The organism is Streptomyces sp. NPDC048644, assembly GCF_043199105.1.
In the GTDB taxonomy this organism is placed as follows: Bacteria; Actinomycetota; Actinomycetes; order Streptomycetales; family Streptomycetaceae; genus Streptomyces.
Window position 1 is genome coordinate 14,281 of sequence record NZ_JBICVO010000002.1, and the last position, 19,429, is coordinate 33,709.

Genomic DNA, 19,429 nt, shown 5'->3' on the forward strand with positions numbered 1-19,429 from the left:
CCCCGACGCCGCCTGTTCTGCTCCCGCCCGGCAGCACAGGTGCCGAGGTCAGTCGGCCGACCAGAGGCCATCGTCACCCGGCTCGCAGATGCCGAACCCGACGGTGAACTGGCGTGCACGTCGTTCGCGCTGCCGGTCAGCAAGTCGACCCAGAGCGGCCATTTCAAGGTGCTCCGGGAAGCAGGCGTGATCCGCCAGCGGGACGAGGGAACCCGGCGGCTGAACCGACTCCGCCGGGACGATCTCGATGCCCGCTTCCCTGGCCTGCTCGACATCGCCGTCTCCCAAGGGCTTGACGTGATCGCCAACTGGTGAGCGGGCCCCGGCACTTCTCATGCTTTACGTCATCGCGCCGTGCTGCGCCTTGCCCGGCCGGCCGGCCGCCGGCTGACTGCGCTGACCCGCCCACCACGTCGGAGTCGCGGAGTGAGCCGGGCCTCACAGCCCGGCTCGTCAGCCCTTCCCTGCATGGCTGGAGAACTACGTGAGCCCGGAGCTGCGCGGAAGCATCAGTTCCGAGTCCGTGTGGAGCGTGATGCGCACCGGTGCGAAGGTGGTGGCGTCGACCGGCGACTCCCCCGTGCCGGGATTGCGGACGAAGCGCGGATAGGCGCCGCCGCTGATCTGCCAGCGTATGCGGTGACCGACGGCGAAGCGGTGGGCGGTGGAGCTCATCGGCACGGTGACCTGCGAGGGCGCGTGTTCGGTCGTCCGGAGCCGGCCCAGCCCGTCACAGATGTTGACGGAGCGGCCTTGTGCGTCCACGTCGCACAGGCGGGTGAAGACGTCGGCGTGGCCGGTGTCCGTGGAGATGCTCAGCCGTGCGGAGACCGGGCCCAGGATGTCCACGGGCTCGGTCAGTGGGGGGCCGGTGAACGTCAGGACGTCGGAACGGGCCTCCAGGGTGCGGTTGTCGCGGGAGCCGGCGGTGCGGGAGAGCAGAGGGCCGCCGAGGGACGGGGTGGGGTCGGCCGGGTCGTAGCGGAATGACGTCAGCGGTACGGAGTCCGCGGGGGCCTGTCGGGTGAGGTGCCCTTCCGAAGTGGGGTACCAGGGGGTGGCAGCCGTGGCCGGCGGCCACTCGTCGAGGTCCCGCCAGGCGTTTTCGCCGCCGGTGTGCACGCGCACCGCGGTGGGGCGCAGGCCGGATGGGTCGGCGTACAGGTGGGCGCGCAGCCATGCGAGGCTCTCGGCGAACACCTCGGGCCACCCCTGTTGCAACGCGGAGGTGTGGGTCCAAGGGCCGACGAGCAGCGCGGTCTCGCATCCGGCCTGACGCAGCCGGCCGTACTGCTCGAAGGTCTGATCGGCCAGCACGTCGTGCCACCCGGTGATCAGGCTCGTGGGCACACGGAGCCGCTCCGCCGACTCCGCCAGTGACGCGCCGCGCCAGTACGCGCCCTTGGCGTCCGGGTGAGTCATCACGTCGTCCAGCCAGGGCACTTCACCTCCGAGAGCGGACACGTACGCCCCGCGCAAGGGCTGCGCGGTGATGACCTCACGCAGGCGGCGTTGCAGGCGCAGTGTCGCCTTCAGGAACGGTGCCACGCCCTGGTGCTGGTAGGTCACACCGGCACCGATGGTGAGGGCGTTCTCCAGGCGTAGCACACCGTCTGCGTGGAACAGTGCGTAGGGATCGTGCAGGCCCACCTGCACCACCATTGCCTTCAGTTCCGGCGGCGGGTCCAGGGCGAGGGCCCATTGCACGTAACCCAGGTAGCTGGGGCCGACGGTCCCCAGCGTTCCGTTGAACCAGGGTTGCTCGCGCAGCCAGGAGATCGTGGCCTGGCCGTCGGCGGCTTCGTTGCGCCACAGGTCGAACGTGCCTCCTGAACCGCCGGTGCCGCGGCAGCTCTGCAGGACCACGTGAAAGCCCTGTTCGGCGAAGAGCAGGCCGTACATGGGAGACCACGGCAGGCCGCGGCCGTAAGGCGAGCGGACCAGGAGGGTGGGGAAGTCGCCCTCGTCGCGCGGGAAATAGTGGTCAGTGATCAACGGGCTGCCGTCGGCGGCCGGCACCACCAGCCCCGGCTCCCATCCGGCATCGTGCCGTTTCGCCGGGAGACCTCGCCAGGTCGCCCTCATCATCCGTGAGGACAGTGGCGGTTTTCCTGCAGGTGACACCCAGGACGGCCTGGCCGCGGCATCGGGCATGCGTGATGGCATCGTTCCCCTCCTCTGTTACTACGTACAGTGTACGAGAATAGAGGAGGCTTGGATGGTCTGCGCACGGGCCGCCCCAACTACCAGGGGAAGGAGCGCGGGAGGGTGTCCCTTGGCGGAGGGACCGGCGCCGCTGGCCCTCGAATCCCGAACAGCTCCGGCTGAGTCCCGCTGCGCGGTTCGCTGAGGCAGTCCACGGCTTCCTGTGCCGTCCGACCTGAGAACTCCTGACGAAGGGTCTTCGGAAGCGGCTAACCCCTCCCAACCAGCCCTCGCCCGTCGGCCACCGCATGACAGATGTCATGCGGGCTCATGACAGACCGCACTCCCGTCGGGCCGGGCGTGCCGGAACGCTGGAGGACATGGACACAGTGATTGAAGCCGCGGATCTGCGGCGGCGGTATCGGGGCTTCGAGGCCGTACGCGGCATCGACCTCACCGTCGCACGTGGTGAGTTGTTCGCTCTGCTGGGCACCAACGGCGCCGGCAAGACCTCCACCCTCGAACTCCTGGAGGGGCAGGCAGCCCCCGCGGCCGGGACCGTCCGGGTGCTCGGCTGCGACCCGTACCGCGAACGCGCCGCCGTGCGGCCCCGCATCGGGGTGATGCTCCAGGAGGGCGGCTTCCCGACGGAGCTGACGGTCGTGGAGACCGCACAGATGTGGGCGGGCTGCACCAGTGGCGCCCGTCCCGTGGACGAGGCGCTGGAGCTCGTGCGTCTGGCGGAGCGCAGGAAGGTGCGGGTCAAGCAGCTTTCCGGTGGTGAGCGGCGGCGCCTCGACCTCGCCCTGGCGCTGCTCGGGCGGCCGGAGGTGCTGTTCCTCGACGAGCCGACGACCGGTCTGGACGCGCAGTCACGCCGCGATACCTGGGAGTTGATCCGGCAGCTCAAGGAGCAGGGCACGACGGTGCTGCTCACCACCCATTACCTCGAGGAGGCCGAGCAGTTGGCCGACCGGCTCGCGATCATGCACGAGGGGGCGATCGCCACCTCGGGCCGGGTCGCCGACGTCGTGGCCGAGCGGCCCTCGCAGATCAGCTTCGCGCTGCCCTACGGCCGGTTCCTGGGGGAACTGCCGCCGCTGGCGCCGCTCGGGGTGATCCGGCAGGAGGAGGTCGGCGGGACGGTCCGGCTGGAGACCGGCGACCTGCAACGCACCGCGACCGGGCTGCTGTTGTGGGCCCGGGACGAGAACATATCGCTGCGCGGCCTCGATGCCCGTTCGGCGACCTTGGAGGAGGCGTTCATGCACATCGCGAAGGACCTGGAGGTGGCACGATGACCGCTACGATCCCGGCCGTCCGGGCTGCTCGGCGCACCGCCGCCACGGGCCGTCTGGCCGCCCTCGGCCGCGCCGAACTGACGCTGCTGCTGCGCAGCAAGGCGTCGATGTTCACCGCGCTGGTGCTGCCCGTCACGATGGCCTTCGCGATGCGCGGCATGGTCAAGGGCCTGGACCTGGGCGGCACCGGTCTGTCGGTGGCCACCGTCCTGCTGCCCGGTGCGCTGGCGATGGCGCTGTTCTTCGCCGTCTACACGAACCTGGTCGGCGTATACGTGCTGCGCCGCGAGGGGCTGGTCCTCAAGCGGCTGCGCACCGGCGAGGTACGCGACTGGGAGATCCTCGCCGGCGGCGCGCTTCCGGCGGTGCTGCTGGCGCTGGTGCAGTGCGTGCTGCTGATCGCCGGGCTGACCGTGGCCCTGGACGCGCCCGCGCCGGCCGCCCCGCACCTGGTGGCCGTCGGGCTGCTGACCGGGCTGGCCCTGCTGATCGCCGGGGCGGCGCTGACGGCCGCCTTCACCCGCACCGCGGAGAGCGCGCAGCTGACGTTCCTGCCGTTCCTGCTGGTGACCATGGCCGGGTCCGGGCTGTTCCTGCCGCGTGATCTGCTGCCGGACACGGTCGGGCAGATAGCTGCCTGGCTGCCGTTCTCGCCGGTGATGGACCTGCTGCGGGGTGGCTGGACGGGCGGGCTGAGCGCCCTGGACCAGGGTCGGCTGACGCTCTTCGCGTTGATGTGGACGGGCGCGGCGGTGTTTGCTGTGTACCGGTGGTTCCGCTGGGAGCCACGGAATTGAGCACCACGGAGACCGGGATGAGCGTGGCGAGTTGGCAGGAGCGCCTCGGGGGCGGGGACGGCGCCGATCGCTTCCGCCGCTACACGCTCGCCAGCATCGCCTCCTTCGCCCTCTTCGAGGCGGGCCTGTGGGCGTTCTGGATCGCGGTCGTGGACGTGGGCCCGGCCTGGCTTTCCCTGGTGGCGGCGCTGATCGCCGCACAGATCGTCGTCCAGTTGCTGCTCAGCCGCTCCGCCATGCACCACTACCTCGGCACCGCCCCGCGCCCGGACCTGCTCGTCGCGCTGTACTCCGCCGTGACCGTCGCCGTGATCGCCCTGGGCTGCGTGCTGCTGGCCACCGGCCGCATCGAGGGCAGGGAACTGACGCCGTACCTGGTGTGGCAGTTGCTGTTCTACGCCGGCCCACCGGCCCTGGCGCTCCCCCGCCGCACCGGCTTCGTGCTGGTCATGGCAGTGTCGGTGGCGGCGATCGGATCGGCCGCGGCGAGCGGGCTGACGGGCGAGGCGCTGGTCTTCGTGGTCGGCGCCGGCTTGTTCATGGTGCCGCTCATGGCGGCTGCGTTCCGCGTCTCCGGTTGGAGCGTGCACCACGTCGAGGAGCTGGCCGCGGCCCGGGAGACCCAGGCCCGCCTCGCCGTGGCCGAGGAGCGGCTGCGCTTCGGCCGTGACCTGCACGACGTACTCGGCCGCAACCTCGCCGTCGTGGCCCTGAAGAGCGAACTCGCGGCCCAACTCGCGCGGCGGGGAAGGGAAGAGGCGGTGGACCAGATGGTGGAGGTGCAGCGCATAGCGCAGGAGTCGCAGCGCGAGATCCGCGCGGTGGTCCGCGGCTACCGCACCGCCGACCTGCACACCGAACTCGCCGGTGCCCGGTCCGTGCTCGAAGCGGCCGGGATCGACTGCCGGATCGAGAACGGCCCGGCGGCGCGGCTGCCCACCGATGTGCAGTCGGCGCTGGGCTGGGTGGTCCGCGAGGGGACGACGAACGTGCTCCGGCACGCGTCCGGCGCTTCGCACTGCGAGGTGTCGGTGCGTGCGACGGAGTCGGGTTCGGTGGTGCTGGTGATGGAGAACGACGGGGCGGGCGCCCGGCCTTCGGCCACCGGCGCCGGCCTGCCCGGTCTGCGCGAGCGGCTGGCCGGCCTGGAGGGCACGCTGTCCACGGAACAGCGCAGGGGCGGCACCTTCCGCCTGACCGCAAGGATCCCGTGGAAGGCCCCCGCATGATCAGGATCCTGCTGGCGGACGACGAACACCTCATCCGCGGCGCGTTCGCCGCTCTCCTCGCGCTGGAGGACGACCTCGCCGTCGTGGCGGAGGCCGCATCGGGCGACGAGGCCCTGGCGATGGCCCGCGCCCACTGCCCCGACGTCGCCGTCCTGGACCTCCAGATGCCCGGCCCCGACGGCGTCGCGGTGGCCGCACAGCTGCGCACGACGGTGCCGGAGTGCACGGCGATGATCGTCACCAGCCACGCCGGGGCCGGTGCGCTGAAGCGGGCGCTGACTGCCGGCGTCCGTGGCTTCGTCCCCAAGACGGTCTCCGCACAGCAACTGGCAGAGATCATCCGCACGGTGCACGAAGGGGGCCGCTACGTCGACCCCGAGCTGGCGGCGGACGCGATCGCCGCGGGCGAGTCACCGCTGACCTCCCGGGAGGCGGAACTGCTGGCACTGGCCGCGGACGGAGCCCCGGTGGCAGAGATCGCGGCGCAGGCGGCGCTGTCCCCCGGGACGGTACGCAACTACCTGTCGGCGGCGGCAGCGAAGCTCGGCGCGGAGAACCGCCATGTAGCGGCCCGCGTCGCCCGCGAACGCGGATGGCTGTAGCCCCGCACCACGAGCAATCAACAGCGAAAGTACTCGGGAAGCGAATGAATCAGACACTGCCGCAACGGCTGTACCTGCTCTGCTGCACCGTGGACAAAGGGAAGTTCGAGGTCGTCAACCTCCAGGGGCGCGGCCAGCTGCTGCGCGCCGCACGCTGACCGAGCTGACCCTTGACGGGCTGCTCACCGCCAATGGCGGCAAGGTCGCACGGCGCGCCGCCAGGCCGCCGAGCGATGGATTCCTCGCCGAGGTGTGGCGTGACGTGCCCGCGGAGAAGCCGAAGCACTGGATCCAGTTCGTGCACAACAAGGCCCACACGGCCGAAGAGCCCGTGCGCGACCAGTTCGCCACGGCGGGAGTCATCACGCTCCCCGGCGAACGGAGCCTGTCGCCGCTCGCCTCCCACCAGGTCACCCTCAACGACCCGCAGCAGGTCCTCGCCCTTCAGCAGACGGCGCGCCACGCCGTGGTGGCCGGCCGCGATCCGGCTGCCGTCCCGGCGGATGAACTGGCCATGGCCGTGCTCCCCGTCGAATGCCAGATGACCAGCGTGTTCACGCGGAAGGAACTGCGCGAGCACAAGCGCACCCTCAAGGCGCTCGCCGAGTGCTTCGACGCACTCGTTCCCGGTCTGCGCAAGGCGCTGCGCGACTCGTTCCTGTCGAGCAGGGCCGTCGGGGGCGGCTGGGGCAGATGAGCACCGGCCGCATCTCCTGTCAGTGGGGCGCCTGTTCCTCTGTCAGTGGGGCGGGCGCCTGCTCATCCATCGCGCTTCTGCCGCTCGATCGGCGTCGGGTGCAGCTCTTCCCGAGGGGCCGGAGTTGATCTCCCTGTGGGAGAGGCTCTCCAGGGCCGAGGTCGGGATGGCGCGGGCAAGGGGTACGCCGCCGAAGAACAGGAAGATCCCGAGCAGGATGAAGAAGGGTTGATGGCCAAGGGAACCGGCCACCAGCAGGACGAGCCCCAGCACACAGAACGCGACGCCCAGCAGCATCCTGACGCGTCCCGCGCGCTCTTCCCTGACCTGATCCCTGATGTCGAGCTCAAGGTTCCGATTCCTGCGCCGGCGTTTCTGCTCCTTGCGGGACTCGGCCTCGCGCTGTTCCTGGGCCCGCCGCTGTCGCTCCTGCTCCTCGGCCCGCTCCTGTGCGGCCACGCGCTGCTTCAATTCCGCCAGGGCGGAGTCCCGTTCGGCGCTCTGCTCGGGCGACGCATGCACATGGACGTCGCCCTCGAAGGAACCGGTCTGGATCACCAGGCTGTGGTTGACCGGTCCGCTGATCACGTTCGTGACGGAAGGGTCGTTGACGTTGCGGCGGCCGGTGTTGTCCCCCATACCGTCGAAGGTACCGACGCTTCACCGGAATCACCATCAAGTTACGTGCGGTAAAAGTCAGTTGGGCGTGTCTCCCCTCAGCTGGAGACGAGGTAGGCGACGCCGGCGATGCCCACGCCGACGGCGATGCCCCGCAGTGCGGGGGCCGGGAGTCTGCGGCCTGCGCGGGCACCGATCTGCCCGCCGGCCATCGCGCCGACGGCCAGCAGCAGCACCGCGGTCCAGTCGACGTGGGCGGTGAAGGAGAAGATGAGCGCCGAGACGGTGTTGTCGACCGCTTGAAGCGTGTTCTTGAGCCCGTTGACCTGCTGCAACGTCTCGCGCATGAGCACGCTCATGCAAGCGAACAGCAAAACTCCCTGGCCTGCTCCGAAGTAGCCGCCGTAGACGCTGGTGAGGAACACCGCGACCGTCAGCGGGGCCGCGGCGTGGGCCGACGGAGCCTTTTGGCGGGCCAGGAGCGCACGGTTCAGCTGGGGCTGGAAGGCGGCCAGGAGTACGGCGACACCGATCAGTACGGGTGCGGCGGCCTGGAACACGTCCGACGGCAGCACGAGCAGCAGGAGTGCACCGGCCACCGCACCGGTCCCGGCCGCTCCCGCGAGGGTGAGCGTCCGGCGGAGCGGTGGCGGCACCTGGTCCCGGTAGCCGAGGGCTCCACTCAGCGAGCCGGGGGCCAGGCCGATGTTGTTGACCACGTTGGCGGTGATCGGCGGCAGGCCCACGGCCAGCAGCGCCGGGAAGGCGATGAGCGTCCCGGAGCCGATGACCGTGTTCATGAGGCCCGCGCCGATCCCGGCCAGAACGACGATGAGGTCTTGCGTCCAGGTCACTTCTGCTCTTGTCCAAGGAGGTAGAGGCGCTGCTCCTGATGGAATCTCACCCGGGACTCCAGCTGCTGCCACGGCACGTACGCGGTGATGAGGTGGCGCACGCCGGTCCGCGGGTCGAAGGCATCCCGGCCGTGCAGGATGCGGTTGTTGCGGAACACCACGCACTCGCCATCGGCGTAGCGGTGGCTCCAGTGGTAGCGCCGCTCGCCCAGCTGCCGGACGAAGCCGTGGTAGGCACGGTAGAAATCCCCGCAGCGTTCGGGAGCGATCTCCCAGGCCCAGGCGTGGGAGTGGCCCAGATGGAGGGCGTCGATCGCGCCGTTGCCGTCGAGCGAGATGATGGGGCGCCGGACGCGGTAGAGGTAACGCCATGTCGTGTAGAGCTGCTCGAACCCCACGGGTGTGCCGGTCAACAGGTCGAACCACCGCGGGTGTTCGCGCCGGAAGTCTTCGGCCGCTCTGAAGCCGTCCACCAGGAAGAGTTCGCCGCCCGTTGCCTGGTTTTCCGCGTAGTAGCAGAACTGGGTGAGCGGGCCGGTCACCTTGTAGGGGTAGTCGGTGTGGGCCGGCAGGGCGCTTTCCGTCTCGGCGAGGTCCTCCGCGCCGGGCACCGCCCTGACGTCGGCCTGTCGTCCGTATTCGGTGTAGAAGACGGGGGCGAGCCCGGACAGCAGCCGTTCCAGCCCGTGCGGGGTGAGCCCCTTCAGCAGGGCGAAGCCGACCGTCTGGAGGTCCGTGAACCACGGGCCGCCGTCGGTGCCGCAGTCGGCCGCCTCATGCCAGCGCACCCCCCGGTCGCGCAGCGTCGCCGCATCCCAGGGGGCCGCAACCGGCCCGTTCTGCGCATCCGATGTGTCCGCGCTGTGCAGCAGCAGCCAGTCCAGCGGGTAGCAACTGCGGTGCGCGGGTTCTTCGCGCCAGTCGATCCGCAGTTCGTTCGCCTCGGTGTCCAGCTCGACACCGGCCGCTTCGGGGAGGTCGGGGCGGGCGCTGAGGTCGGAGACCTTCTGGAACGATTCGGGATGACGGCATCTGACGCACGGGCAGCTGTAGCGCAGCCACGCCGGATGGAAGGTGCGTCCTGACACCTCGATGAGCGGTGCATCGTCTCTCGCCGACGACGTCATGCTGTTGCCTCCTCACGCTTCTCGAATGCCCGTACCGTCATGGGCGTGTCACCGAAGACGGTGAGGGTAGTGCGGGACCTCGGCCGCAGCGGGAGATCACGGAGTGTCCGCTCGATCTCCGGCTCGCTGTCCAGATAGTCCTCACGGAAGGTCACCACGAGGATTCCCCCTTCCTTGAGTTGGTCGGTGAGGTGGCGGAGCGCCGGAGCCCGGACGTGGCCGAAGGTGAACACGCCGCTGGCCACGACCGCGTCGAACGCACCCCGCTCCCACGGGAACGGCTGCTCGATGTCGTGCCGTACCAGGTCGCGGTAGACGTGCTTGGCCGCGGCCTGCTTCAGCATGCCGGTGATCGAGGGTGAGGGGGTGACGAGATCGTCCAGGACGAGCCTGCCGCCCTCGGCCAGGACCCGGTGGATCTCGTCCAGGGCCCGGTTCCGGTCCGGGACGTGATACAGCGTCGCCTGGCTCCATATGTGGGTGAACGTACCGTCAGGGAAGGGAAGTTGCGAGACCGATGCCTTGTGGAACGCGACGTTCGGCAGCGCGCCCGCCCGTGCCTTGGCATGACCGACCCTGACCCCGCTGATATCGATACCGTCCACCCGGCAGCCGGTCTTGTGTGCCAGATAGACGCTGGTGGTGCCGTTGCCGCAGCCCACGTCCAGGACATGCGAGGCGGGACCGATTCCGCTTTTCTCCAGCAGGAGATCGGTCCATCGTTGGCAGGCTTCGGGGAATTCATCGGGATCCGTCCAGGATAAGTCGGGAAAGTATCCCCAATGCAGCGCCCCTGAGCTGTCCCAGAAAGACCGGTAGACATCATCCTCACGATCACAGAACGCCTCGGACTGCGCTTCGGCGATGCTGATAGGGCTCCGGCATGACGGATCCTTCCGGTGAATGGGGAGGGGGACGGCGATGGTCTCCTCCGTCGCGTCAGCACGGATACCCTCATGCCGAAGTGCTAGAGGCGTCGTTTTACGCCAAAGAGCGCCGCACGAGCGCATGCGCGGAATTTCGGCTATGGCGGAATCAGGGATGGTGAGTGAAATCCGTGTGGCCGCGCGATAACTTCCCAGGTCGCAGAGTCTGCCTTCTGCACTCGCCGAGGGGCCGGGCGGTGTACCGGCGGTTCGTCCGGGCCGGAGTGCCGGATCCGGAGCCTGGCCCCGCCAACCGGGCGGGGCTTCCGGGCCGGTCCGGCATGGTGCCGGGCCGAGGGGCGATGCGCCCGGATGCTGAGGGCCTCCGAACTCTGCGGGAGAGATCATGGACGACCGGCCCGGCGTGCAAAAAGCCCGGCAATCACCATCCAGTGGCGCGGACGGCGACGCTCCTGGTCAGGCGGGAGTCATCGGCATTGCGCTGGCCGCCGTGCTCACGGCCGCACTCGCGCAGGGTTCCTGGCAATGGTTCTCCACCTATATCGGGGTGACGCTTCTCGCGGTGATCTTCTCCTTTTACCGGCTGCCGACGTGGAGTCCCGGCCTCGGATCCACGTATATGCGTAATCTGGCCGCGTATTCGCTGGTCGTCGGCCTGTGCGTAGCAATCGCGCTGGCCCCCGTGCTGCAGCGCTGGGCGTGGCTTTTTCCGATGCCGGGCACCCGTGACGGGTGTCCTGAACTGGGCGCGTACGAGGCCATCCGGGTGGAGGCCGCGCTGGCGGATCTGGCGGGTCGCGACAGTGCCGCCCTGGCTCACGCACAGGCAGCCCAGAGCCATGAGGCTGTTGCCGACTGCCTGTCAGCTACGACGACCCGGTGGCTGCCGGTGTACGGGGCCGGGGTGACCGTCCTGGTGGGCCTGGGCGCGTGGTCCCTCGACCGCGCCCGGGTGAGGAAAGAGGTGGCCGCGGCCGGCCGAAAGGCTCCCCGTCAGGACTGAGCGGGCGTACAGGCCCGACTGCCCCGCGCGTCCCTCCCCCGGGGCTCAGGAGTGAGCGAGGACCGTGCTGGCCAGGGCGACGTGGAGGGCGGTGCCGCCAAGGACGCTGAGGACGGCGTTGCGTCGCCACAGGTGCAGGGCGAGGGTGGCGGCCAGAGCGAGGGCGGCGGGCAGGGCGGCGGGCGGGGCGACGTCGCGGAGGGTGTAGACGGTGAGGATGACCATCGCACCGACCGGCATGCGCTCGCTGAGGTGGTGAACGGCGGCGCTGGCCCGCAGCGGAGCCAGGGCGGCGAAGGGCAGCACCCGCAGCGCCCAGGTGATGGCCGTGCTCAGGGCCACGGCGGCGATCAGGTAGGGGGCGTCAGGCACGGACCGGTTCCTTCTTCGTCAGGGCGTGGCGGATCAGGAGGCAGGCGGTGAACAGGCCCAAGGCGCCCAGCAGCATCTGCCCGGGGACCGCGAACCGGGCGGCCAGCGCACACACCAGGGCCAGCACCGGGGTGGGGATGTCGCGGCGGGCCCGGTAGGCGTCGACGGCCAGGACGGCGAACAGGGCGGTCAGCGCGAAGTCCAGGCCCTCAAGGCGCGCGGGCACCAGCGCCCCGAACAGGGCCCCGGCGGTACCGCCTGCGACCCAGTAGACCTGGCACAGTGCCTGAAGCCACACGATCCGCCGGCCGTTCCAGGACCGCGCGGCCTCCCCCGTGGTGAGCGCGTACGCCTCATCCGTCAGCGCGAATGTGCTGTACCCCTTTCCCCAGCCGCTCTTGACCCGGTGCAGCGGGAAGGACAGCGCGTAGAAGACGTGCCGGAAGTTGACCAGGAATGCCGTCAGCGCCACCTGCGCCAGCGGCGTGGCGGCGGCGACCAGGCCGACGAGCAGGAACTCCAGCGACCCGGCGTAGACGAAGGCGGTGAACACGGGCGCCCACCACCAGGCCAGGCCCGCGTGCACCACCAGCACGCCCAGCGCGATCCCCAGCGGGAACAGGGCAAGGCCCACCGAGCTGGAGTCCTTCAGCGCCGCCCGGAAATCCGACGCGGGTCGAACGGGCGGCGGTGAAGCCGGTGCGAGGGCGGGGCCTTGGGTGTCGGCCGGTGAAGCAACCATGCAGCAATCGTAGGACTCTTTGCGCGTAATATGGTTTCTAATTATTCCGCTCTACTCGCAGGGTGAGCAATAAAATGAAACTCGATGACGTGGATCGCGAAATTTTGTTCCGGCTGCGTCAGGACGGGCGCCTGACGAACGTCGAACTGGCCAGGCAGGTCGGCCTCACCCCGCCGCCCTGCCTGCGCCGTGTCAAACGCCTTGAGGAGGCCGGGATCATCAACGGCTACCGAGCACGCATCGACCCTGCCGCCGCCGGCCGCGGCTTCGAGGTCATGGTCGCCGTGGAGATCAGCGTCAACGACCTGCAGACCGTCGAGGAACTGGAGAGCGCGATCGCCTCCTACGACGAGGTGCTGGAGTTCCACCGGCTCTTCGGCCGGCCCGACTACCTCATCCGCGTCGCCGTCGAGGACCAGGCCGTCTTCGAGACCTTCCTGACCGCCAAGCTCATGGGGCTGCGGGCGGTGGCCCGGGTCGACTCCCATCTGATCATGAAGAAGATCAAGACCGACGACTGAGAGCTCAGGCGTCCAGGCGCCGCCGGGCGAGCCAGGTGACGATCTCCGGGTCGTGGTGGTCGAAGAACAGCGACGACCCGGTGTCGAGTGCGGTGATCTGCGCCATCTGTTCGTCGGTGAGTTCAAAGCCGAAGATGTCGATGTTCTCCGCCATGCGCTCGGGCCGGACCGACTTGGGGATCGCGACGACGCCGCGCTGGGTCAGCCAGCGCAGCACCACCTGCGCGACGGACTTGCCGTGCTGCCGGCCGATCGCGCCCAGCAGGGGGTTGGTGAACAGCTCGTTCCTGCCTTCGGCGAAGCCGCCCCAGGACTGGATCTGCACGCCGTGCTCGCGCATCAGGTCCTGGTGGTCGGCGCGCTGGAAGAACGGGTGCGTCTCGATCTGGTTGACCGCGGGCACCACCTCGTTGTTGACGATCAGGTCGATCAGCCGGTCGGGGGAGAAGTTGGCGACGCCGATCGCCCTCGCACGGCCCTCGCGGTGGAGGGCCTCCATCGCGCGCCACTGGCCGTAGACGTCGCCGTAGGGCTGGTGCATCAGGTACAGGTCGAGGTGGTCGAGGCCGAGCTTGTGCAGCGACGTCTCGAAGGCGCGCGCGGTGTTCGCCTCGGCGGGGGCGTCCTGGACCCACAGTTTGGTGGTGACGAACAGTTCATCGCGCGGGATGCCGCTGCTCTTGACGGCTCGCCCGACGGCCTCTTCGTTGCCGTAGGCGGCGGCGGTGTCCAGGAGGCGGTAGCCGGCGGCGAGGGCCTCGGAGACGGCCCGCTCGGTGTCGTCGGCGGGGATCTGGTAGACGCCGAAGCCGAGGATCGGCATCTCGACACCGTTGTTCAATGTCACGTGCTGCATGGGGTGGTTCCTTTACCGGTGGGGGGCGGGTTCAGAAGGTGATCAGGGCCTTGAGGACGTGGCGATCGGCCATGGCCCGGTAGGCGTCGGGGGTCTCGTCGAGCGTGAAGTGCCGGTCGAAGACGCGGCCGGGGGTGATGGTGCCGTCCAGGACGTCCGGCAGCAGCTCGTGGATGTAGGCGCGGGACGGGCCGGCGCCGCCGGTGAGGGTGATGTTCCGCATGAACAGCGAGGGGCCGAGGGGGCCGTCCTCGTACTGCGGGACGCCCAGGCGGCTGACGGTTCCGCCGTCGACGACCGTGGCGAGGGAGGTCTCGAACGCTTCGCGGGTGCCGACGGCCTCGATGACCTTGTCGACGCCGTCGCCGCCGGTCAGCTCGCGCACCCGCGCGACGCCCTCCTCGCCACGTTCGGCGACGACGTCGGTGGCGCCGAAGTCGCGGCCGATGTCCGTGCGGGCGGGGTGGCGGCCCATGAGGACGACGCGTTCGGCGCCCAGGCGCCTGGCGGCGATCACCGCGCACAGGCCGACCGCGCCGTCCCCGACGACCAGCACCGCGTCACCGCGGCCGACGCCGGCCGTGACGGCGCCGTGGTGGCCCGTGGTCATCACGTCCGACAGGGTCAGCAAGGAGGGCAGCAGCGCGGGGTCGACGGCTTCGGGCAGCTTGACCAGGGTGCCGTCGGCGTGCGGGACACGCACCGCCTCGCCCTGCCCGCCGTCGACCCCGTCGAACCCGTACCGGCCGCCGTGCCGGCAGGAGATGTGCAGGCCCTTGACGCAGTAGTCGCAGGTGTTGTCGCAGTACGTGAACGGGGCGACGACCAGATCACCGGCCCGCAGGCCGGTCACGTCGGCGCCGGTCTCCTCGATGACGCCGAGGAATTCGTGCCCCATCGGCCGCCCGGTGCCGGCGGCGGGCAGCGACTTGTAGGGCCACAGGTCGCTGCCGCACACGCACGAGTGGACGGTGCGCACGATGGCGTCGGTGGGCTGCTGGATCTTCGGGTCGGGACGGTCCTCGATGCGGACGTCTCCGGCTCCGTACATCACTGCTGCGCGCATGGAACAGGTACTCCTGGCGGGTGTGGAGGGAAAGGGAAAAGGGGCCGGGTCAGCGTTCGAGCAGCTGCCCGCCGGCCTCGGTGTGGGTCTCGCCGGCGGCCGCGCCTCGTTCCTCCACCCTCGCGCTGTTCCGGCCGGTGTGGCAGGGCGGGCTCTTCGGGGGTAATGACAGGGCCCCCCACCGCCCTGCACTCCAGGTCAGTGCGGTGTGACACTGAAGCCATGGCATCTGAGGGCACTCCCACCGGCAGCGGCGCGCGCGGCGAAGGCGCGGAGCTGGGCCGCTTCCTGCGGGCACGCCGCACGCAGACCGGTCCGGAGCAGGTCGGTCTCACCGTCGGCCCCGGACTGCGCCGCACCCCGGGGCTGCGCCGCGAGGAGCTGGCGACCCTGGCCGGGATCAGCATCGACTACTACGTACGCCTGGAACGCGGCAAGGAGACCCGCCCCAGCCCCTCCGTCCTCGACGCGCTCGCCCGTGCGCTTCACCTGGACGACCAGGAACACCAGCATCTGCGCGAACTGGCCGCCCACGCCGCCCGGTACGCCCCCGAGCCGCCGCCCGCGCCGAGCCGCACGGTGCGCCCGCACCTGAAGCTACTGCTGGAGTCGATGCGTCCGAACCCCGCCTACGTCATCAGCCGCAGCATGGACATGCTGGCCTGGAACCCCGGCGGTCTCGCCCTGTACGCGGGCCTGGACGACTGGCCTGCCAAGCAGCGCAACCTCGCCCGCTACCTCTTCCTCCACCCGGCCGCCCGCGACCTGTTCCCGGACTGGGACCGCCAGATCACCGGCTGCGTCGCCCGGCTGCGCGCCGTCGCCGGCACCGCGCCCGACGCTCCCGACCTGACCAGCCTCGTGGGCGAACTCCTCCTGAAAAGCCCCGACTTCGCCGGTCTGTGGGAACGCTACGACGTCACCGGCCGCAAGCCCGCGCAGAAGACCTTCCACCACCCCCAGGTCGGCACGATCACCCTCACCTCCCAGGCCATGCATCTGGAAGGCACCCCCGGCCAGCGCATCGGCGTCTACACCGCCGAGCCGGGCACACCCGACCACGACGCCCTGCTCCTGCTCGACATGACCGCCCCTCGGACCACCTGGCACACGTCGTACACGGGAACCCCTCCCCCGGGGCCCTGACGCACAGCGGAGCCGGCGCGGTCGCTCACCGCTGCCGGCGCACCATCTCGGTGATCCAGGTGGGCGCGAACGGAGACGTGCAGCCCGGGGACGTCGGGTAGTCCTTGAGCACCTCCAGGCGCTCACCGATGTCGAGGGCACGGGGACGGTGCTCGGCGTGCTCGATCCCGATCTGAGCCAGGCAGTGGTTCATCGCCCATTGCAGCCGGTCCGGGGCGTCCTTCAGCTGCGCCTCGACGACGTCGAGCAGTCCCGCGAGGTCGAGGCCATCAGGCTTCTTCGCCACGCGTTCGGTGGTCAGCGCCCAGCCGGCGCTCGCGACCACCGGGTCCGGGTCGGCCAACCAGGCCAGGCGCAGCTCGTCGGCGTGCGGATTCTTCTTCACCACATAGTTCACGAGCCAGTCGTGCACCTTGGGTGTGCATGCCTGGCGCACCATGGCGTCCAGCTCGTCACGCGCGAACGCCTTCGGGCGGCAGATCAGGAGCGCCAGCAGTCTCGCCGCGGTGTCGTCCGTCTCCCAGAGCCCGCACGCGAGTTCCTGCTGCGTCTTCAGCCGCTTCGCGAGCGCGCGCAGCTTGCCGAGGTTCACACCGTGATCGTCACCGTGCTTCTCGTTCACCTTGCGCGCCTTCGGGTCCTCAAGCGCGGCCAGCTCGGCCATCACCTCGGCCACCGTCGTCCCGGCCATCCCAGCCTCCTGTCCCTCACGTGCGGATTCAGCCTACGACGGACGTCGGTACCGCCCAGAACTGCTCATTTCTGCACGAGGAGGTCATCGGACAGGTCGAGATGGCGGCGGAGTGCCTGTCGGCCGACGGCTGTGACGGTCACGGCGCGCGTGGTGCCGATGGGAGTGATCCAGCCCGCGTCGGACGCGTGGCGGCACAGGGCGGCGCCGACGGCACCGGCCAGGTGCGGGCGGCGTTCGGTCCAGTCCAGGCAGGACCGCACCGACGGGCGGCGCGTGCCGGTCGGGACGGTGATGCCGAGTTCGGCGAGCCAGGTCTTCCCTGCGCCGGTGAGCCCGAGTCCGTGCTCCAGGTCGAGGAGTCCTCGCCGGGTCATCGCGTCGGTGATGGCGACCCCGACGGTGCCGGCGAGGTGGTCGTAGCAGGTGCGGGCGTGGGCGAGGGCCTGCCGGCGGCCGGACGCCGACAGGGAACGGGGCGGCGTGGGGCGGCCGGGTGCCAGCGCGGCGAGCCTCTCGACCAGCTCGGCCACGTGCGGGCCGGCCAGCCGTACGTAGCGGTGGCGGCCCTGGCGTTCCTCGGCGAGCAGGCTGCCGCGCACGAGTGCGTGCAAGTGCTCGGTCGCGGTCGAGGGCGCCACCCCCGCATGACGCGCCAGTTCGGTCGCCGTCCATGCCCGGCCGTCGAGCAGGGCCAGGCAGAAGCCCGCCCGTGTGCCGTCGGCCAGAAGCCTCGCCACGGAGGCCAGATCGGGGACGTCCCCGGGTGCGCGCCGCGTGTCCATGCGGTCCATTGTCCCCCGTGACACTTCGGCCCCTGCCGAAACGACCGGCTCTTAGGCTCCCCGCCATGCACACAGCACCTCCCCACACCTTGCCCTCGGCGACAGCCGCCACCCACCTGGAGATCGAGCCGAGCATCCTGTACTTCGGGACGCCGGTGGTCCTCCTGTCGACGGAGAATCAGGACGGCTCGTTCAACCTCGCCCCGATCTCCTCCGCCTGGGCACTCGGGCGGACGGTGGTGATCGGACTGGGCCGCGACGGACAGACCGCGCACAACCTCGGCAGCCGGCCCGACCTGGTGATCAGCCTGCCGGCGCCCGCGCAGTGGCCCGCGGTGGAGCGGCTGGCGCCGCTGACCGGCCGGAATCCGGTGCCGGCGGCCAAGGCAGCGGGCTTCCGCTTCGAGCCTGACAAGTTCGCCGCGGCCGGCCTGACCTGCGCACCGTCCCAGCTGGTCCGGCCGCCTCGGGTCGCCGAGTGCCCGCTCCAGCTGGAGGCGTGCGCGCAGCGGGTGCGGCCGGACGTCTCCGGGGACTTCGTCATCGTCGAGGCCGCCGTACACAAGGTCCACGCCGACTCGCGCATCGTCGTGCCGGGCACCGACCACATCGACCCCGCCGCCTGGAGCCCCCTCGTCTACAACTTCCGTCACTACTTCGGCCTCGGCCCGGAACTCGGCCACTCCTACCGCACCCAGACACCCCGCAACCCCGATGAGCCCGCCACGGATGACGCGCTCGTCGGCACGGCGCCCAGCTGAATTCGGGCGGTCGTGCCGCGACCCGGAAGCCATGGCCCGCTGTTGTCCGGCAGACTCGGGGCATGTTGAGCGTCGGATCCGTTGTGTTGGGTGTGTCGGATGTGCCGAGGGCGGCCTCGTTCTGGAGGCAGGCCCTGGGCTACGTCCCGCGCGAGGAGTGGGAGGACGACTGGGTGGTGCTGATGCCGGCCCAGGGAGCCGGGGTGCGGCTGTCCCTGGGCCTGAGCGGTACGCCACCGCAGGAATTTCCCAGGACCCACCTGGACCTGTATGCCGGGGACGCGGCCGACCAGGCCGCCGAGGTCGAACGGCTGGTGTCCCTGGGCGCCCAGCGGGTCGACTGGACCTATCCGGACGACGCCGACTTCGTCGTTCTCGCCGACACCGAGGGCAACCGCTTCTGCGTCATCAACACCGGCCATCAGTGATCATGAGTCGCCGCCCCTGCCCTGGGCTTTGCGGGCGAGCAGGTGGATCTCCTGGAACTGCCGTCGGTCGGTGGGCTGAGGCTCACGCACCATGCGGGCCACCTCGGCCAGCCCGGACTCGCGCAGCATCGCGGCGAGGTGATCGGGCCACCACCGATAGGCCGGGGCGACCGCGTGATCGAAGACCTGCGTCGGGTGAGACGCATCATCACTGGCCGAAAAGCCGATCAGAAGGTGGCCGCCAGGTGCCAGCACGCGGTGGAACTCCGCCAGGATGGCGGGGAGTTCCTGGGGCGGAGTGTGGATGACGGACCAACGGGAGAGTATGCCGCCCAGCGCGCCGTCAGCGATGTTCAACGCGGTCATCGAGCCCACGTCGAACCGCAGGCGCGGATATGCCTGTCGAGCCAACTTGATCATCGCAGGCGCAGCATCAACGCCACACGCCGTCAGCCCCAACTCGTCCAGATATGCGGTGATATGGCCAGGCCCACACCCGAGGTCCGCGACCTGGCCGTCCCCACTCGCACGGACGGCCTCGGCGAAGGCACCCAGGATCGCGCGGTCCAGGGGACTGTCGCGCAGCGAGTCGCGGAACAGCTGTGCATAGGTGGAGGCAGCGGCGTCGTACGCCTCGCGGGTGGCGCTGAGGGCATCGTGTTCGATCATGCTCGCGACAGTAACCCCTGACCCCGAGGCGAGCCGGGAGAACCATGATGTTCCCTCCCGTCCGTTCGCCCTGGCTACGGCTGGCTCGGAGAAGCCGGAACCCATGGTGATAGAACGGATTTTTCAGCAAAG

The 19,429-nt window shown here is 70.1% G+C and carries 23 protein-coding genes; 11 read left to right on the forward strand and 12 right to left on the reverse strand.

Annotated features, from left to right (window positions below):
- Window positions 1-12 precede the first annotated feature (12 nt).
- The gene (locus ACGFNI_RS04040) at window positions 13-315 is read left to right on the forward strand and encodes an ArsR/SmtB family transcription factor (RefSeq protein ID WP_393681429.1); all 303 of its coding nucleotides are present in this window, start codon (window positions 13-15) and stop codon (window positions 313-315) included.
- Window positions 316-480: 165 nt separating this feature from the next.
- On the opposite strand, the gene ACGFNI_RS04045 is transcribed toward ACGFNI_RS04040, so the two are convergent.
- Window positions 481-2,085 carry a CocE/NonD family hydrolase gene (locus ACGFNI_RS04045; RefSeq protein ID WP_393681430.1) on the reverse strand — a complete coding sequence of 535 codons (1,605 nt, stop codon included), beginning with the start codon at window positions 2,083-2,085 and terminating at the stop codon, window positions 481-483.
- A gap of 440 nt (window positions 2,086-2,525) precedes the next feature.
- Here ACGFNI_RS04045 and ACGFNI_RS04050 point away from each other — a divergent pair, with 440 nt between their 5' ends.
- From ACGFNI_RS04050 to ACGFNI_RS04070, 5 genes are all read left to right on the forward strand, one after another.
- Window positions 2,526-3,446, forward strand: coding sequence for an ABC transporter ATP-binding protein (locus ACGFNI_RS04050; RefSeq protein WP_393680383.1), 921 nt, complete (start codon window positions 2,526-2,528; stop codon window positions 3,444-3,446).
- Window positions 3,443-4,243 carry an ABC transporter permease gene (locus tag ACGFNI_RS04055; RefSeq protein ID WP_393680384.1) on the forward strand — a complete coding sequence of 267 codons (801 nt, stop codon included), beginning with the start codon at window positions 3,443-3,445 and terminating at the stop codon, window positions 4,241-4,243. Before ACGFNI_RS04050 ends, ACGFNI_RS04055 begins: the two co-directional genes overlap by 4 nt.
- Window positions 4,240-5,472 carry a sensor histidine kinase gene (locus tag ACGFNI_RS04060; protein ID WP_393680386.1) on the forward strand — a complete coding sequence of 411 codons (1,233 nt, stop codon included), beginning with the start codon at window positions 4,240-4,242 and terminating at the stop codon, window positions 5,470-5,472. Before ACGFNI_RS04055 ends, ACGFNI_RS04060 begins: the two co-directional genes overlap by 4 nt.
- A complete protein-coding gene (locus ACGFNI_RS04065; RefSeq protein WP_393680388.1) occupies window positions 5,469-6,074 on the forward strand; it encodes a DNA-binding response regulator in 606 nt (201 codons plus the stop codon). Before ACGFNI_RS04060 ends, ACGFNI_RS04065 begins: the two co-directional genes overlap by 4 nt.
- A gap of 178 nt (window positions 6,075-6,252) precedes the next feature.
- Window positions 6,253-6,771, forward strand: coding sequence for a GPP34 family phosphoprotein (locus tag ACGFNI_RS04070; RefSeq protein WP_393681432.1), 519 nt, complete (start codon window positions 6,253-6,255; stop codon window positions 6,769-6,771).
- 42 nt (window positions 6,772-6,813) lie between these two features.
- Here the strand turns inward: ACGFNI_RS04070 and ACGFNI_RS04075 are convergent, their stop codons facing one another.
- The 4 genes from ACGFNI_RS04075 to ACGFNI_RS04090 all read right to left on the reverse strand — a co-directional run bounded on the left by ACGFNI_RS04075 (window position 6,814) and on the right by ACGFNI_RS04090 (window position 10,644).
- On the reverse strand, window positions 6,814-7,410 hold the full coding sequence (locus ACGFNI_RS04075; protein ID WP_393680389.1) for a hypothetical protein: 597 nt from the start codon (window positions 7,408-7,410) through the stop codon (window positions 6,814-6,816).
- A 77-nt stretch (window positions 7,411-7,487) separates the two neighbouring features.
- Window positions 7,488-8,243 (reverse strand): sulfite exporter TauE/SafE family protein, encoded by a 756-nt coding sequence (locus tag ACGFNI_RS04080; RefSeq protein WP_393680391.1) that lies wholly within the window; start codon window positions 8,241-8,243, stop codon window positions 7,488-7,490.
- Window positions 8,240-9,370 (reverse strand): TauD/TfdA family dioxygenase, encoded by a 1,131-nt coding sequence (locus ACGFNI_RS04085; protein ID WP_393680393.1) that lies wholly within the window; start codon window positions 9,368-9,370, stop codon window positions 8,240-8,242. The genes ACGFNI_RS04080 and ACGFNI_RS04085 overlap by 4 nt, the downstream gene beginning before the upstream one ends.
- On the reverse strand, window positions 9,367-10,644 hold the full coding sequence (locus ACGFNI_RS04090) for an SAM-dependent methyltransferase (protein ID WP_393680394.1): 1,278 nt from the start codon (window positions 10,642-10,644) through the stop codon (window positions 9,367-9,369). The genes ACGFNI_RS04085 and ACGFNI_RS04090 overlap by 4 nt, the downstream gene beginning before the upstream one ends.
- Between ACGFNI_RS04090 and ACGFNI_RS04095 the strand changes: the two genes are divergently transcribed.
- Window positions 10,643-11,260 carry a hypothetical protein gene (locus ACGFNI_RS04095; RefSeq protein WP_393680396.1) on the forward strand — a complete coding sequence of 206 codons (618 nt, stop codon included), beginning with the start codon at window positions 10,643-10,645 and terminating at the stop codon, window positions 11,258-11,260. The genes ACGFNI_RS04090 and ACGFNI_RS04095 overlap by 2 nt on opposite strands.
- Window positions 11,261-11,305: 45 nt before the next feature.
- Here the strand turns inward: ACGFNI_RS04095 and ACGFNI_RS04100 are convergent, their stop codons facing one another.
- Both ACGFNI_RS04100 and ACGFNI_RS04105 read right to left on the reverse strand, forming a co-directional pair.
- A complete protein-coding gene (locus tag ACGFNI_RS04100) occupies window positions 11,306-11,632 on the reverse strand; it encodes a branched-chain amino acid transporter permease (RefSeq protein WP_393680397.1) in 327 nt (108 codons plus the stop codon).
- On the reverse strand, window positions 11,625-12,374 hold the full coding sequence (locus ACGFNI_RS04105) for an AzlC family ABC transporter permease (RefSeq protein WP_393680398.1): 750 nt from the start codon (window positions 12,372-12,374) through the stop codon (window positions 11,625-11,627). The genes ACGFNI_RS04100 and ACGFNI_RS04105 overlap by 8 nt, the downstream gene beginning before the upstream one ends.
- Before the next feature lie 74 nt (window positions 12,375-12,448).
- Between ACGFNI_RS04105 and ACGFNI_RS04110 the strand changes: the two genes are divergently transcribed.
- A complete protein-coding gene (locus ACGFNI_RS04110; protein ID WP_393680400.1) occupies window positions 12,449-12,895 on the forward strand; it encodes an Lrp/AsnC family transcriptional regulator in 447 nt (148 codons plus the stop codon).
- A 4-nt stretch (window positions 12,896-12,899) separates the two neighbouring features.
- On the opposite strand, the gene ACGFNI_RS04115 is transcribed toward ACGFNI_RS04110, so the two are convergent.
- Window positions 12,900-13,751: an aldo/keto reductase gene (locus ACGFNI_RS04115; protein ID WP_393680401.1), complete on the reverse strand. Its 852-nt coding sequence runs from the start codon at window positions 13,749-13,751 to the stop codon at window positions 12,900-12,902.
- A gap of 31 nt (window positions 13,752-13,782) precedes the next feature.
- A complete protein-coding gene (locus ACGFNI_RS04120) occupies window positions 13,783-14,817 on the reverse strand; it encodes a zinc-binding dehydrogenase (protein WP_393680403.1) in 1,035 nt (344 codons plus the stop codon).
- 222 nt (window positions 14,818-15,039) lie between these two features.
- On the opposite strand from ACGFNI_RS04120, the gene ACGFNI_RS04125 reads away from it, so the two are divergent.
- On the forward strand, window positions 15,040-15,963 hold the full coding sequence (locus ACGFNI_RS04125; RefSeq protein WP_393680405.1) for a helix-turn-helix transcriptional regulator: 924 nt from the start codon (window positions 15,040-15,042) through the stop codon (window positions 15,961-15,963).
- 25 nt (window positions 15,964-15,988) lie between these two features.
- Here ACGFNI_RS04125 and ACGFNI_RS04130 read toward each other — a convergent pair whose 3' ends face one another.
- Both ACGFNI_RS04130 and ACGFNI_RS04135 read right to left on the reverse strand, forming a co-directional pair.
- Window positions 15,989-16,654, reverse strand: a complete 666-nt coding sequence (locus ACGFNI_RS04130) for a DNA alkylation repair protein (RefSeq protein WP_393680407.1) — start codon at window positions 16,652-16,654, stop codon at window positions 15,989-15,991.
- A gap of 65 nt (window positions 16,655-16,719) precedes the next feature.
- A complete protein-coding gene (locus ACGFNI_RS04135) occupies window positions 16,720-17,448 on the reverse strand; it encodes an ArsR/SmtB family transcription factor (protein WP_393680409.1) in 729 nt (242 codons plus the stop codon).
- Between the two features lie 56 nt (window positions 17,449-17,504).
- On the opposite strand from ACGFNI_RS04135, the gene ACGFNI_RS04140 reads away from it, so the two are divergent.
- Window positions 17,505-18,200 carry a flavin reductase family protein gene (locus ACGFNI_RS04140; RefSeq protein WP_393680411.1) on the forward strand — a complete coding sequence of 232 codons (696 nt, stop codon included), beginning with the start codon at window positions 17,505-17,507 and terminating at the stop codon, window positions 18,198-18,200.
- 62 nt (window positions 18,201-18,262) lie between these two features.
- Window positions 18,263-18,628, forward strand: coding sequence for a VOC family protein (locus tag ACGFNI_RS04145; RefSeq protein WP_393680412.1), 366 nt, complete (start codon window positions 18,263-18,265; stop codon window positions 18,626-18,628).
- On the opposite strand, the gene ACGFNI_RS04150 is transcribed toward ACGFNI_RS04145, so the two are convergent.
- Complete coding sequence (locus tag ACGFNI_RS04150) at window positions 18,629-19,297, reverse strand: class I SAM-dependent methyltransferase (RefSeq protein ID WP_393680414.1); 669 nt, start codon at window positions 19,295-19,297, stop codon at window positions 18,629-18,631. It abuts the gene before it with no gap.
- Between the last annotated feature and the right edge of the window lie 132 nt (window positions 19,298-19,429).